This is a genomic window from Bermanella marisrubri (assembly GCF_012295615.1).
Lineage (GTDB): Bacteria > Pseudomonadota > Gammaproteobacteria > Pseudomonadales > Oceanobacteraceae > Bermanella > Bermanella marisrubri.
Genome location: NZ_CP051183.1, coordinates 1,812,100 through 1,825,035, shown reverse-complemented (window position 1 = coordinate 1,825,035; position 12,936 = coordinate 1,812,100). Strand labels below are relative to the sequence as shown.

The window sequence follows — 12,936 nt, the reverse complement described above, 5'->3', positions numbered from 1 at the left end:
TAGAAACACTTAAACAAACGGCCAAGCAGTGTAAAAATACCGCCGCCAAGGGTCAAGTTGCGAGCAGCTTAAAAGGTGTAAAAAGTGTAATGGATCAAGATCTGTATAAATGGCGAGAGCGTCCGCAGATTAAACGACTATTAAATGTTGAAACTCGTTACTTGCGCCAGCATTTGCCTCAACTTCATGGGCACTATCTACTTCAGTACAGCGGGGTCGATTATAAAGCGATGCCTACCAGCTCATTGACATATTCTTATTATGCTTCCAAGGGAGGTAGTGGGGATTTGATCATGGATTTTGAGGATATACCGCTGCGCGAGAACAGTATTGATTGTGTGCTGATGCACCATGTTTTAGATTTTGAAGATAAGCCTCATCAATGTTTGCGCGAGGCGGCGAGGATCACAGTTCCAAATGGTTACGTTGTTATTGTGGGTTTTAATCCAGTGTCCTTGTGGGGTCTTGCTCGTTACTTACCTAAAACGGCGACACCTCCAGCGGCCCAGTTTTTAGCCAAAGGAAGAGTTCTCGATTGGTTGTCGTTGCTGGATTTTAGGGTAGAGCAAGTACAGACGTTTCAAGCTATGCCGCCATGGGGGTTAAAGTACTTTCGGAAAATAGGTATGAGGCTTGACCGATTGCTTTCGTTAATTGGCAATCCTTTTGGTAACTGCTACGTGATTGTGGCTAGAAAATTAGTTGCAGGGCGAACGCCGATTCGGCCACAATGGCGCGCTTTGTCTGGCGGGAGACTTCCTATGCCAACTCCGAGAATAAGAGGATATCGTGTCTCAGATCGTTGAAATGTTTACAGATGGCGCATGTAAAGGGAATCCTGGTCCCGGTGGTTGGGGGGTGTTGCTTCGTTATGGAGCTCATGAAAAAGAACTGTTTGGCGGTGAATTAGAAACGACCAACAATCGAATGGAGCTAATGGCGGCGATCAGAGGCTTGGAGGCACTGACAAAGCCGTGCAAGGTTAGGCTAACCACTGACAGTCAATATGTTAGGCAGGGGATTACGCAATGGCTATCCGGTTGGAAGAAAAAAAATTGGATGACCTCATCTAGGCAGCCCGTAAAAAATAAAGAGCTCTGGCAGCGGTTAGATTCAGCTGTATCGAAACATGACGTTGAATGGCATTGGGTGAAGGGCCATAGCGGACATATTGAAAATGAACGAGCAGACGATTTGGCAAATAAAGGTGTTGAGCAGGTGACTAAGTCATGAGGCAAGTTGTACTAGATACAGAAACAACGGGTATTGGTGATGGTCACCGAATTATTGAAATAGGGTGTGTTGAGCTTGTTGGTCGAAAGCTGACCGGCCGTCATTATCATCAATATATAAACCCGCAACGGGAAGTGGATCCCGAGGCTATGGAAGTTCATGGCATTACCGATGAGTTTCTTGCCGACAAGCCAGTTTTCGCACAGGTGGCGAACGAGTTTCTAGACTTCATAAATGGAGCGGAACTGGTGATCCATAATGCACCATTCGACGTCGGCTTCATGGATATGGAGTTTGCAAAACTATCTAATTTCCCTAAAACCGCTGAAGTCTGTGGTGTATTAGATACGCTGACACTGGCACGCAAGATGTATCCTGGCCAGCGCAATAGTTTGGATGCTCTGTGTCGCCGCCTGGGTATCGATAATAGCCACCGAGAGCTCCATGGCGCCTTGCTCGACTCGGAAATTTTGGCCGACGTATATCTACTGATGACAGGTGGTCAGACTGCGCTGTCTTTAGCTAGTGAGGATGCTTCTACGGAAGGGTCACATGAGTTGTCTGTCAAAGTATTGGTGGATCAATCTCAGGTAGCAAACTTGCCATCTTGGGGGGTTACGGACGACGAAGCGCGTCAACACCAAGAATACCTTGAGCTGCTGGCGACAAAAGCAGAAAAAGTAAACTGGTCAGCTCATACTGAATCGTGAATTTAATCAATGATTTACATGGAATTTATGGCTAGAATAGCAGTCAATACAGGGACTAAAACAAAAACAAACCCACGGATGAGTCGTTTTATACATGAATCAGGTTTCCAATATGAGTATGTCCATCAGCTTGGTGCGTAAGGAGCTTGAATCTACCTTACAGAAAGCCGAGGGCTATTTTGCTCAGTACGCTGAGGACAATGAGCCAGGGCAGTTAAAGCTTTTCGCTGATGAGCTAAATTTGGCCCGTGGGACGTTCAAGCTTCTAGAAATGCAGGGCGCCGAGCTTCTTTGTACAGAAATTCAGTCCTTTTCCGGCGATGGTAGCGTCAAGCTATCACAAAAACTCGATGTTTTAGGTCAGTGCTTGATCACTCTGAAGCAATATCTTGGTGTGGTTTTAGACCAAGAGACGGAGTATCCGGTTCTTTTAATACCTTCAATTAACAAGCTAAGACGGGCGGCTGGCCATAAGCCTATCTCGGAGGCGCACTTTTTTGCAGTGAATTTGCGTCCACGCTTACCTGAAACTGAAAGGCCAAACATTAACATCAAACCCCATTTGCCACGTATTCGGCTCATGTTTCAATCTGGTCTTTTGCGAGTTATTCGAGCGCAAGCCTCAACTATGGTGGGTTACAAGCTGAGTGGCAGGTCGCTTGCGCTTATGGAAAAAGGATTTCGTGGAACCATGGCTTGGCCCTTTTGGTGGTGCGCCTCAGCTGCATTGCAGGCGATTGTTGAAGGTCGTTACGAGCTGACGCAATCGCGGGCGGCATTGCTGGCACGAATTGATCAGACGATGAAAGCTATGATTAAAAATGGTCTTAATGTTTTTAGCACACCATTTGTCAATGAGGTGCACAAAGACTTGTTGTATCTTATTTCTCTTTCCAGTGAAAAGTCGGGAGACATAGCGAAAATACAGCAGGTTTATGGTTTAAAGGCCGGAGTCACGGAAGATCAGCTTAAGATCCAGCGCAAAAAGCTTGCTGGACCAGATATTGGCGCATTCACTAGCTTGTCAAAAGCAGTAAAGGATCAAATCGGACACATTAAAACGAATCTTGATAAATGTGCCAATGGTTATCTTTCTGAGGTCGAGTTTGATAGCCTTAACGGCTTGGTTGACGACTTAGCGCGTGTGCTCAAAGTTATTAATCAAGAGCCCCTTTCTGAAAAGTTACGCTTACAGGGGCAGCAGATTCGAAAACTTGAACAGATGCCCAACAGAGACAAAATGGTTGTATTAGCAGCCATCGCAGATGCTTTGTTGCAAATAGAATTGGCGAGTCAAGATTTCTCGAAAGCAACCGCTGACACTTCGCATAAAATTATTGGCGCCGGTCATTATTCTGAGGCCCGCATAATTCTTTTTGACGAAATAGAATCTGCTCTGGCAATGGCAAAGCGTGCAATAGCAGCTTTTGTTGAAGATCAAGATAAACTACATCTCGCGAATATAAAGCCAGCCCTTGATGGGGCTAGGGGAGCGTTATTTTTTCTGCAGGAATATAAAGCCAGCTCTGTCGTTCAGGCTGCGACGCGCTTTTTAAACGAAAGAGTGCTTAACAACCCACAAGGTATTGATGAAGGTAAGCTAGAAGTATTGGCCGATAGTTTGACTAGTATTGAATATTACGCTGAAACGTTAAGCCATTCTGATTCAAATAGCGCTGATATCCTCAATCTGGCTGTAAAAGGAATTTCTCAGTTGGGATATAAGGTCGCTTAATGGAATTAATGGTTTTTTCAGCTGTAATCGCATCCCTTGCCTTGGTCATTATTGGAATCGTTGTTAAGCGTTTATTTAAACGCGGTTGGTTTCTTCCTTGGTTAAAAGGCACCTTTAGTTTTTTGTTTATCTTTGCTGCAATGCTTGCCGTATTGTTTGCAGTGGACATGCTCACCTATAAAAACTCTGAAAAAGGTGAAGTTATTGCCACATTAAAGTTCGACGAGATTAGCAGCCAAGAGTTTGAGGTGGAGTTTGTAGACGCGAATCAAACGCGAACGCTGTTAACTCTTCTAGGTGATCAGTGGCAGCTGGACGCGAGACTGATAGCCTTGCCATGGGTATCTGTATTGCCATCATATAAATTAGAGAGATTGTCTGGTCGATATCTGACTTTAGAGCAAGAGCAAAATGCCCCTCGATCTGTGCACAGCTTAGGTGCTAGAGCACCTCTAGATACATGGGATTGGATCGTGAAAAGCCCTTGGCTCAATATTATCCAGGCTAAATACGGGTCCGCAGCATTTATGCCTATGGCAGATGGAGCAATTTATGAAGTAAGGCTTTACCCAAAGGGATTGCAGGCTCAGCCAGTAAATGCAACAGCTAAACAAGCCATAGAGTCTTGGCAATAAAAAAGGGAGCAAGAGCTCCCTTTTTTATTGCTTTTTTCTCTCAATTTATTACTGAGGGAAAAGCTCGCCTAGCTTAGTTGCTAGCATCATGTCGCCTTCAGCGCGTAGCTGGCCAGCCATGAATGCTTGCATACCGTCAGTTTCGCCAGTCATGATTCCAACAAGAGTTTCAGTGGTCATGATAAGTGTCACAGATGGGTCATCGTGAGAGCCATTAGCAATTTCGAAGTCGCCATCTTTAACAGCCACGTAGAAATCATCACCATCTTCTACGCTGAACTGGAAAACATTTTCCATACCAGCAGCGGCGTCGGCGTTAAACTTGCCTTTCATTTGTTCGATGATGTCAGCAACAGAAGTCATATCGCTTTCCTTTTGTTTAGTCGGGATTGATCTGATACAGAATAAACCACATATCAGCAGATCAACAATCTGACCCTATGTCAGAGATTGTCAGACTAAGCAAGCGCGCTAATCGTGTCAATAGCAAATCATACGATTGTTTGAATTTTTAGGATGGCGCTAAAATCTGTGGTCTCAAGTTGGAGAGCTGTTAAACTTAGGCCAACAAAATAGGGGGAATTCAGTGGAATTTTTAGCAGATTACGGATTATTTTTAGCCAAAGCCATTACAGTGGTTGTGACTATTGGTTTGATCATTGGCTTGATAGTAAGTGCAGGGCAGAAGGGCGAACCAGGAAAACTGAAGGTTGAAAAACTGAATGAGAAACTAAATAAAGTTAAGCAGAGACTTGAGTCAGAGCTTCTCGATAAGAAAGCGCTAAAAGAAAAGGCGAAAGCACTTAAGAAGTCAGCGAAAAAAGAAAAGTCCGAAGAGGCGACAAAAAAAGCCAGAGTGATCGTTTTGGATTTTAAAGGCGATATCAAAGCGTCAGCTAGTCAGCAGCTACGTGAAGAAATTACTACGATTTTAAGTCTCGAAGAGGAGATTGATGAGGTTGTCGTGAGGCTTGAGAGTGCGGGTGGAATGGTGCACGAATACGGTTTTGCAGCATCTCAGCTCGACAGAATACGCGCTAGAGGCATACCCTTGACGATTGCAGTTGATAAGGTGGCTGCTAGCGGTGGGTATATGATGGCTGTAGTGGCTGACAGGATCATTGCTGCACCTTTTGCTGTTATCGGTTCTATTGGTGTTGTAGCTCAACTGCCAAACTTCCATCGTTTACTGAAAAAACATGATATTGATGTGGAAATGCACACAGCAGGAGAATATAAGCGTACATTGACAGTATTAGGTGAAAATACAGATAAGGCCCGAGAAAAATTCAAAGAAGATCTGCAAGATGTTCATGTCCTATTTAAAGACTACATTAATAGTCACAGGCCTAATGTTGATATTGAGAAGGTGTCTAATGGTGATGTCTGGTTTGGCCAGCGTGCTATCGACCAAAATCTAATAGACGAAATCATGACTAGTGATGAGTATTTACAGTCAAAGTGCAGCGACGCAGATGTGTTCTCTATTAGCCTTAAAAAGAAAAAAAGCATCAAAGAAAAGTTTAGCGGTGATGCTGAGTCAATGCTTAGCCGAGTTGTACAGAATACCATCGAGCGCTTAATGCACAATAAATGGTTTGTTTAAAAAGGTTTTATTATGCAGGCATTTTTAGTTAGCGAAAATGAGACTGGGTTTAGTGGGGCTTGGAACCATGTTTCTGAGCCGGAATTATTAGATGGTCACGTGCGTATACAAGTCGAATACTCATCTCTGAACTATAAAGATGCACTGTCTTACTCAGGGAATAAAGGCGTAACCAGGAAATTCCCCCATGTACCAGGGATTGATGCAGCTGGCGTTGTTGTATCATCTCAATCGGATTTTTTTTCTAAAGGTGATGAGGTTCTTGTAACAGGTTACGATCTAGGCATGAATACCTTTGGCGGTTTTGCCGATTTGGTAGCGGTTCCTGAAAATTGGATAATTAAAAGACCTATAGGGTTCTCTGCTCTAGATGCAATGATCCTCGGCACGGCTGGTTTAACGGCTGGTTTATGTGTTGATAAGCTTTTGCATAATGATATCAAGCCAGATCAGGGTTCGATTCTCGTTTCCGGCGCAAGTGGTGGAGTGGGTTCTATTGCTTGCAAATTATTATCGAAACTGGGCTTCAATATTACCGCTGTACAACGAGACAATACAAAGCAAGGGTTTCTCGAGAGCCTTGGGGTGACAGATTTTATCAGCATGGACGAATTGCTTGCAGGTGATGGCAAGCCATTGCTTAAGCCGGCTTTTGCAGCAGCAATCGATGTTGCCGGCGGCAAAACTCTAGCTGCAATTTTAAAGCAGATTAAACCCAGTGGGTCAGTTGCTGCTTGTGGTTTAGTGGATAATCTGGCACTGGACACAACAGTATTGCCGTTCATATTGAGAGGTATTAATTTGCTGGGTGTGGATTCTGTCGAAATTCCTTTAAGCCAAAAACAAGCGGTTTGGAATAAATTTGCTGAGGATTGGAAGATTGATGCGCAGTATCAATTGATTGAACGAGAGCAGCTTAAAGATTATTTGGAGGCGCTATTAAAAGGTGAGGCGAAAGGGCGTTATGTTTTGAAGCTTAAATAAAAAAAAGCCCCAAGTGAACTGAACCCCATAAGTTGGACAGTTTGTTTTACGGGTTTAAGGTCTGATTTCGGTAGTCTACCGGACTCAGGCCTTTTAGTTTTAGCTTAATTCTATAGCGATTGTAATAGCGAATATAACTTTTAATATCTCGTTCGAGTTCTTCTAGTGATTCAAACCGCTTTAAGTGATACATCTCGCTTTTTAGCGTACCGAAAAAGCTCTCCATCGCTGCATTGTCTAAACAATTCCCTTTTCTGGACATGCTTTGAGTAAGCCCACGCTCCGCTAGCTTTTCACGATAAGATACATGCTGATACTGCCAGCCTTGATCTGAATGCAAGAGAGGTGCTTGTTGGCCTGAGAGGCGTTTATATGCCTTTTGAAGCATATTCATCACTAACGGTAGGGTTGGTCTTTTCGCGACCTGATAAGACACTATTTCACCGTTATAAAGATCTATCACTGGTGATAGATAGAGCTTTTCCCCTTTAACGTTGAACTCTGTGACATCTGTTGCCCATTTTTCGTTTGGCTTGCTCGCCTTAAAATCTCGCTGGAGATGGTTCTGAGCTATACGCCCGATTTCTCCTTTATAAGATCGGTATTTCTTAACTCGTATTTTGGATTTCAAGCCCATGTCACGCATTAGTCGTAATACCTTTTTATGGTTTACTCGATACCCTTTTCCATTCAAAGCCAAAGTAATCCTGCGATAGCCATAGCGTCCCTTATGTCTGTGATAGATACGCTTTATTTGACCTTCTAGCTTAGCTTTATCTATGTTTACCGCTTTGGGTTTATTGTGATAGTAAAACGTACTACGAGACAGTTTTGCTGCTTTTAATAACGCCGCTAACGGATACTTATGCCTTAATCCTTGGATGGTGAGGGCTTTTTCTTGGCCACCCTTTCCTTTTTCTGGAGTAAGGCATCGTACTTTTTTAGAAAGGCATTCTCCGCGCGCAGGTACTCTAACTCTTTCATCAGCTCCTCACGAGTTAGACTACTATCGGGGTTATTAGCGGGTTTCTTGGGTGTCATGGGTAGTCTACCTTTAGGCTTGGATGCTAATGCGTTAAAGCCTCCAGTTTGATACTGATGTCGCCACTTCGCAATAATACCGTGATTTCGTATATCGAAAATGGCTGCAGCTTGTTGGTGGGACACGTTATGAGAATAAACGTACTTCAAGACATCTAATTTGAAAGCAGCATTATAAACGGTGTACTTCTTTTCAAATGCAGCTATTCCGTGCTGCTGGTAATGTCTTACCCATTTCTTAAGCGACGAAAGGTCAATCTCTAGTTTGTCTGCAACACTCTTTAGTGATTCATTACTCTTAAGAAACTGCTGAATTGCTTTGATCTTCTGCTCTTTACTGTATTTACTCATAAAAACACCCCAAAGGCTGGATTGGTGTCCAACTTTTGGGGTGCAGTTCAAAGGGGCTTTTTTTTATGCACGACGACGGAAAAGTGGTTGCTTTTCGTCATACGCCAACTGGTAAGGATCGCTAAACGTTTTGAAGTAGTTTAGCGCCTCTTCTGCGACAAGGCCTTCTTTTAGTAAGTAAGTATCAAATCCGCAACGCTTCATAAAATGAAGTTGATCAATTAACACATCTCCAATTGCGCGTATTTCGCCTTGATAATCATAACGCTCTTTAAGCAAGCGAGCTAAGCTGTAGCCGCGACCATCTGCGAAAGCAGGAAAGTTGATTGCAACAATCGTTGCATTACCGATTTCATCTTTCAATTCTTCGAGATCGGCATCACCGTTTAATAAGATACCCACTGTTAAATCAGAATTCGCTTTTGCATCTTCTAATAAATCGGTGGTCACGATGACTTTTCCGCTTGCACTTTGTAATGCATCTACCGAATCAATGATAGCCCAGTCATTTTGCAATACTTCTGAATCGTTAATGAGATTTTGCATATACAAACTCCTTGAATGGGCTATGACCAATGCGGCGATAAGTGTCGATGAATCGCTCGCCTTCTATGCGGTTGCGTACGTATACGGATAATACTTTTTCGATAACATCAGGCATCTCTTCCCGGGCAAAAGATGGGCCGAGAATTTTACCTACTGATGCATCAGGGCCAGAGCTACCGCCTAAAGAAACTTGGTAGAATTCTTCACCTTTTTTATCTACACCCAAAATACCGATGTGACCAATATGATGGTGACCGCAAGCATTCATACAGCCCGATATATTAAGGTCGAGATCCCCAAGGTCGTGTAAATAATCAAGATCATCAAACTTGGCCTGTAGAGCCTCTGCTACTGGAATAGACTTGGCGTTGGCAAGCGCACAAAAGTCACCACCTGGACAGCAAATCATATCGGTTAACAGGCCTAGATTTGGTGTGGCAAAACCAAGCTCTTTAGCTTGTTGCCACAGCTCGAATAAATCATCCTGTTTCACATCAGCAAGTACCATGTTTTGCTCATGGGTGTTTCGAATCTCGCCAAAGCTATATTTATCTGCCAAGTCTGCAACAGAGTCGAACTGTCGATCAGTAATGTCGCCTGGCGGTACACCGAGTTTTTTCAGTGTTAGCGTGACGATGGCGTAGCCCTTCACTTTGTGTTCGTTTACGTTGCGGTTATACCAATTTGCAAATGCTTTATTTTCAGAAAGCTGCTTTTGGAGTTCTGTGTTCTCGTCCAGTGTTTCGTAATTTGGCGCAGTAAAGTGGCCTTTTACGCGCTCCAACTCTTCTTGTGTGAGTGTTCCTGGTCCGCCTTTCAGGTGCTGCCATTCGGCATCGACCTTATCTCTAAAAGCATCAACACCTAAGGCTTTAACCAATATCTTGATGCGCGCTTTGTATTTGTTGTCGCGACGACCATGTAGATTGTAAACGCGTAGCACGGCATCGAGGTATGTAAGAAGATCTTTTTCTGCAACGAATTCTTTAACCAGTGATGCAACGATTGGTGTTCTGCCTAAGCCACCGCCGACGTAGAAAGCATAACCAAGTTCGCCTTGTTCATTGCGTACGATCTTGATGCCAATGTCGTGAAGTAGGGTCGCTGCACGGTCATCGGACTCGTGGCTATTTACGGCAATTTTGAATTTGCGAGGAAGGAACGCGAATTCTGGGTGGAAAGTTGACCACTGACGAATGATTTCGCAGTAAGGGCGCGGATCAACCAGTTCGTTCGGCACAACGCCCGCAAACTGATCGGTTGTTGTATTGCGGATGCAGTTACCGCTGGTTTGAATAGCGTGCATTTGAACGCTGGCCAGCTCAGCAAGAATATCAGGCACAGCTGCTAGCTCTGGCCAGTTGAACTGTACATTGGTGCGGGTACTTATGTGCGCGTAACCCTTATCGTATGTGCGAGCGATATGACCCAGTTTGCGGGCCTGCTCGCTTGAAAGAAGGCCATACGGCACTGCCACGCGCAGCATGGGTGCATAGCGCTGCACGTAAAGACCATTCTGTAAACGCAACGGCAGGAATTGCTCCTCTGTGAGCTTGCCGTCTAAGTAGCGCTGTGTTTGATCTCGGAACTGAGATACGCGCTCATTTACGATTTTTTGATCGTATTCGTCGTATATGTACATAAAACTCTCATCTGGACGGGGCTGTGACCCACTTGTAGTCATATTTCAATGGCGCGAAAGATAGCAAAAATTGCTTATTGGTAAAATAAGTAAATACCTATAATGCTTATTTGTTTTTTGACTATTAATACCCGAGTAAAAAACTAGGGATTGGAATTGGCAATCAAAGACAGTAAAATAAGGCCATATTTATAGGAGTGATTGAATGCTGACCATTACTGATGCAGCCAAAGATTATTTAGTAGAGTTGCTCGCGAAGCAGAATACACCTGGAATGTCTGTGAGGGTGTTTATTACACAGCCGGGTACACCTTATGCTGAAACATGCTTAGCTTATTGCCGTCCTGATGAGGTTAACCCAAATGACGAAGTAATGGATCAAGATGAGTTAAGGGTATACCTAGATAAACAAAGCATTCTCTATCTGGAAGATGCCAAAATCGACTTTGCCAAGGATAAAATGGGCGGTCAGCTAACGATCAAGGCACCAAACGCCAAGATGCCTAAAGTGAATGACGATAGCCCGATACAAGATCAAGTAAATTATATACTGTATAACGAGATCAATCCTGGTCTAGCCTCCCATGGCGGCGAGGTAAAGCTTGTTGAGGTTACAGAAGATAACTTGGCGATTTTGGAATTTGGCGGTGGCTGTCAAGGTTGTAGTGCGGTTGATATTACGCTGAAAGAAGGTATTGAGAAAACACTCCTAAGTAAGCTTCCGCAATTATCAGGCATCAGGGATGCTACTGATCACACCCAAGCTGAAAACGCTTACATGTAACAAAAAAGGCCCTAGCGGGCCTTTTTTATTCTCCGGATTCCTCGATAAACGATTGTAGACTGGAGATACTTTCTTCAAGTTCTGCAATAGACGATGCTATTGTATTGATGTGGCCAATCTTGCGATGAGCACGCTCACTTTTACTGTAATAGTGTAAAAATTGATTGGGCGTTTCTAGAACCTGGTTTCCATTGCCGTGGCGACCAATGACGTTGATCATGGCAGAGAATGGGTGGCAAGCTTCAGTAGATCCAAGTGGTAGATCACAGATGGCGCGAACATGGTTCTCAAATTGACTACAGTATGCGCCTTCGATGGACCAGTGGCCGGAGTTGTGCACTCGCGGTGCCATTTCATTTGCCACTAAGCCATTTTCTGTGTCGAATAGCTCAATTGTTAATACGCCGACATGACCGAGATGATCGAGCATTTCGGTTGCGTAGCGCTCAGCTTGTTTCTGCTTTTCTAAAGAAACATTCTGCGCAGGAACGCGCGAAACGCGAAGAATACCATCGCGGTGCTCATTTTCCGCTAGCGGGTAAGTCTTGGTATTTCCTTTTGCATCTCTCACCGCAATAATGCTCAGTTCGCGCGTGAATCTTACAAACCCCTCAGCGATTAACTCTTTATCGCCAAGTTGCTCCCAAGCTTCACTCAGGTCGCTACTGGTTTTCACCAGTGCTTGACCCTTGCCGTCGTAGCCTTCTGTCGTGGTCTTCAAGATAAATGGATAGCCAAGCTGAGAAGCTGCGTCTAGCGCTTCTTGGTATGAGCGAACTGCGCAAAATGGGGCTGTTTCTATGCCTAAAGACCGAAATGCTTGTTTTTCTGTAAGACGGTGCTGACTCTTGCGTAGCGATTCTGTGCCAGGATAAATCGGCTTTAATCGAGAGATATGTTCCACAAGGCTGACGTCTGTATTTTCCGATTCGTACGTTACAACATCAACACTTTGAATGAATCGATTCAGCCCGTCTGGTTCACTTGGCTTTATGGTGTCGCCTAGGCGTGAACTAGGCGAAAGCGTTGCTTCGTCATAGAATACGAACTCTACATTCAATGGTGTTCCCGCTAGGGCCATCATCCTGCCAAGCTGGCCAGAACCAATAACTCCAACACGCTTAATGCTCATTTACATCTCTCTAGGATCGGGGATCGATAATACTTTTTCAGTCTGTTTGCGACGAAACTCGATAAGCTTTGCGCGAACATCCTCGTCATGAAGGGCGATAACCTGCGATGCCAGTAAGCCGGCGTTGGCGGCACCGGCAGGCCCAATAGCAAGTGTACCTACCGAGATGCCCGCTGGCATTTGAGCAATCGAAAGCAGTGAGTCTATGCCGTTGAGGGCCTTACTTTTGACGGGCACGCCAAAGACGGGCAAGTGAGTTTTGCTTGCAACCATGCCTGGCAAATGCGCAGCTCCACCTGCGCCAGCAATAATAACTTGAATGCCTCGTTCTGCGGCGGTTTCCGAATACTCGAAAAGCAAATCCGGGGTGCGATGCGCGGAAACCACTTTTACTTCGAAGTTAACACCAAGCTGCTGCAGAACTTCTTCAGCTTTTTTCATGGTATCCCAATCGGAAGTGGAACCCATAATGATACCGACTTGAGGGTTTTTCATTTCGGATAAGGCCTGTTGATTATGGAGGGCGGATTCTATCAT

General features: G+C 44.4%; 14 protein-coding genes. 8 read left to right on the top strand and 6 right to left on the bottom strand.

Annotated features, from left to right (window positions below; all coding sequences use genetic code 11):
* Window positions 1-89 precede the first annotated feature (89 nt).
* The 5 genes from HF888_RS08355 to HF888_RS08335 all read left to right on the top strand — a co-directional run bounded on the left by HF888_RS08355 (window position 90) and on the right by HF888_RS08335 (window position 4,313).
* Window positions 90-806, top strand: a complete 717-nt coding sequence (locus HF888_RS08355; RefSeq protein ID WP_007016855.1) for a class I SAM-dependent methyltransferase — start codon at window positions 90-92, stop codon at window positions 804-806.
* Between the two features lies 1 nt (window position 807).
* Window positions 808-1,233, top strand: coding sequence for a ribonuclease HI (gene rnhA / locus HF888_RS08350; RefSeq protein ID WP_040297525.1), 426 nt, complete (start codon window positions 808-810; stop codon window positions 1,231-1,233).
* A complete protein-coding gene (gene dnaQ, locus HF888_RS08345; RefSeq protein ID WP_007016857.1) occupies window positions 1,230-1,943 on the top strand; it encodes a DNA polymerase III subunit epsilon in 714 nt (237 codons plus the stop codon). Before rnhA ends, dnaQ begins: the two co-directional genes overlap by 4 nt.
* Before the next feature lie 112 nt (window positions 1,944-2,055).
* Window positions 2,056-3,678, top strand: coding sequence for a FimL-related protein (locus HF888_RS08340; RefSeq protein WP_040297526.1), 1,623 nt, complete (start codon window positions 2,056-2,058; stop codon window positions 3,676-3,678).
* The gene (locus HF888_RS08335) at window positions 3,678-4,313 is read left to right on the top strand and encodes a hypothetical protein (protein ID WP_007016859.1); all 636 of its coding nucleotides are present in this window, start codon (window positions 3,678-3,680) and stop codon (window positions 4,311-4,313) included. The genes HF888_RS08340 and HF888_RS08335 overlap by 1 nt, the downstream gene beginning before the upstream one ends.
* Window positions 4,314-4,361: 48 nt before the next feature.
* On the opposite strand, the gene HF888_RS08330 is transcribed toward HF888_RS08335, so the two are convergent.
* Entirely contained in the window at window positions 4,362-4,676 is a 315-nt protein-coding gene (locus HF888_RS08330; RefSeq protein WP_007016860.1) for an SCP2 sterol-binding domain-containing protein, read from the bottom strand.
* A 223-nt stretch (window positions 4,677-4,899) separates the two neighbouring features.
* On the opposite strand from HF888_RS08330, the gene sohB reads away from it, so the two are divergent.
* Window positions 4,900-5,919, top strand: a complete 1,020-nt coding sequence (sohB, locus tag HF888_RS08325) for a protease SohB (protein WP_168367055.1) — start codon at window positions 4,900-4,902, stop codon at window positions 5,917-5,919.
* A 12-nt stretch (window positions 5,920-5,931) separates the two neighbouring features.
* Window positions 5,932-6,903, top strand: coding sequence for a YhdH/YhfP family quinone oxidoreductase (locus HF888_RS08320; protein ID WP_168367054.1), 972 nt, complete (start codon window positions 5,932-5,934; stop codon window positions 6,901-6,903).
* A 46-nt stretch (window positions 6,904-6,949) separates the two neighbouring features.
* Here the strand turns inward: HF888_RS08320 and HF888_RS08315 are convergent.
* The 3 genes from HF888_RS08315 to HF888_RS08305 all read right to left on the bottom strand — a co-directional run bounded on the left by HF888_RS08315 (window position 6,950) and on the right by HF888_RS08305 (window position 10,483).
* A protein-coding gene (locus tag HF888_RS08315) for an IS3 family transposase (protein WP_133308415.1) occupies window positions 6,950-8,295 on the bottom strand; the annotation gives its coding sequence in 2 pieces (ribosomal slippage) (window positions 6,950-7,839 and window positions 7,839-8,295; 1,347 coding nt in all).
* A gap of 63 nt (window positions 8,296-8,358) precedes the next feature.
* Window positions 8,359-8,841 (bottom strand): DUF934 domain-containing protein, encoded by a 483-nt coding sequence (locus tag HF888_RS08310; RefSeq protein ID WP_007016810.1) that lies wholly within the window; start codon window positions 8,839-8,841, stop codon window positions 8,359-8,361.
* Window positions 8,825-10,483 carry a nitrite/sulfite reductase gene (locus tag HF888_RS08305; RefSeq protein WP_007016809.1) on the bottom strand — a complete coding sequence of 553 codons (1,659 nt, stop codon included), beginning with the start codon at window positions 10,481-10,483 and terminating at the stop codon, window positions 8,825-8,827. The genes HF888_RS08310 and HF888_RS08305 overlap by 17 nt, the downstream gene beginning before the upstream one ends.
* A gap of 205 nt (window positions 10,484-10,688) precedes the next feature.
* On the opposite strand from HF888_RS08305, the gene nfuA reads away from it, so the two are divergent.
* Entirely contained in the window at window positions 10,689-11,267 is a 579-nt protein-coding gene (gene nfuA, locus HF888_RS08300) for a Fe-S biogenesis protein NfuA (protein ID WP_007016808.1), read from the top strand.
* Between the two features lie 25 nt (window positions 11,268-11,292).
* On the opposite strand, the gene HF888_RS08295 is transcribed toward nfuA, so the two are convergent.
* Both HF888_RS08295 and purE read right to left on the bottom strand, forming a co-directional pair.
* Window positions 11,293-12,399 carry a 5-(carboxyamino)imidazole ribonucleotide synthase gene (locus tag HF888_RS08295; protein ID WP_007016807.1) on the bottom strand — a complete coding sequence of 369 codons (1,107 nt, stop codon included), beginning with the start codon at window positions 12,397-12,399 and terminating at the stop codon, window positions 11,293-11,295.
* On the bottom strand, window positions 12,400-12,894 hold the full coding sequence (purE, locus tag HF888_RS08290; protein WP_040297513.1) for a 5-(carboxyamino)imidazole ribonucleotide mutase: 495 nt from the start codon (window positions 12,892-12,894) through the stop codon (window positions 12,400-12,402).
* Between the last annotated feature and the right edge of the window lie 42 nt (window positions 12,895-12,936).

What these genes read in the sequence shown, in the direction of transcription:
- dnaQ (WP_007016857.1), top strand. Translation starts at nt 1,230, where the DNA reads ATGAGGCAAGTTGTACTAGATACAGAAACAACGGGTATTGGTGATGGT.
- HF888_RS08355 (WP_007016855.1), top strand. Translation starts at nt 90, where the DNA reads ATGGATCAAGATCTGTATAAATGGCGAGAGCGTCCGCAGATTAAACGA.
- HF888_RS08320 (WP_168367054.1), top strand. Translation starts at nt 5,932, where the DNA reads ATGCAGGCATTTTTAGTTAGCGAAAATGAGACTGGGTTTAGTGGGGCT.
- HF888_RS08340 (WP_040297526.1), top strand. Translation starts at nt 2,056, where the DNA reads ATGAGTATGTCCATCAGCTTGGTGCGTAAGGAGCTTGAATCTACCTTA.
- HF888_RS08335 (WP_007016859.1), top strand. Translation starts at nt 3,678, where the DNA reads ATGGAATTAATGGTTTTTTCAGCTGTAATCGCATCCCTTGCCTTGGTC.
- nfuA (WP_007016808.1), top strand. Translation starts at nt 10,689, where the DNA reads ATGCTGACCATTACTGATGCAGCCAAAGATTATTTAGTAGAGTTGCTC.
- purE (WP_040297513.1), bottom strand. Translation starts at nt 12,894, where the DNA reads ATGAAAAACCCTCAAGTCGGTATCATTATGGGTTCCACTTCCGATTGG.
- HF888_RS08295 (WP_007016807.1), bottom strand. Translation starts at nt 12,399, where the DNA reads ATGAGCATTAAGCGTGTTGGAGTTATTGGTTCTGGCCAGCTTGGCAGG.
- rnhA (WP_040297525.1), top strand. Translation starts at nt 808, where the DNA reads ATGTTTACAGATGGCGCATGTAAAGGGAATCCTGGTCCCGGTGGTTGG.
- HF888_RS08305 (WP_007016809.1), bottom strand. Translation starts at nt 10,483, where the DNA reads ATGTACATATACGACGAATACGATCAAAAAATCGTAAATGAGCGCGTA.
- HF888_RS08310 (WP_007016810.1), bottom strand. Translation starts at nt 8,841, where the DNA reads ATGCAAAATCTCATTAACGATTCAGAAGTATTGCAAAATGACTGGGCT.
- HF888_RS08330 (WP_007016860.1), bottom strand. Translation starts at nt 4,676, where the DNA reads ATGACTTCTGTTGCTGACATCATCGAACAAATGAAAGGCAAGTTTAAC.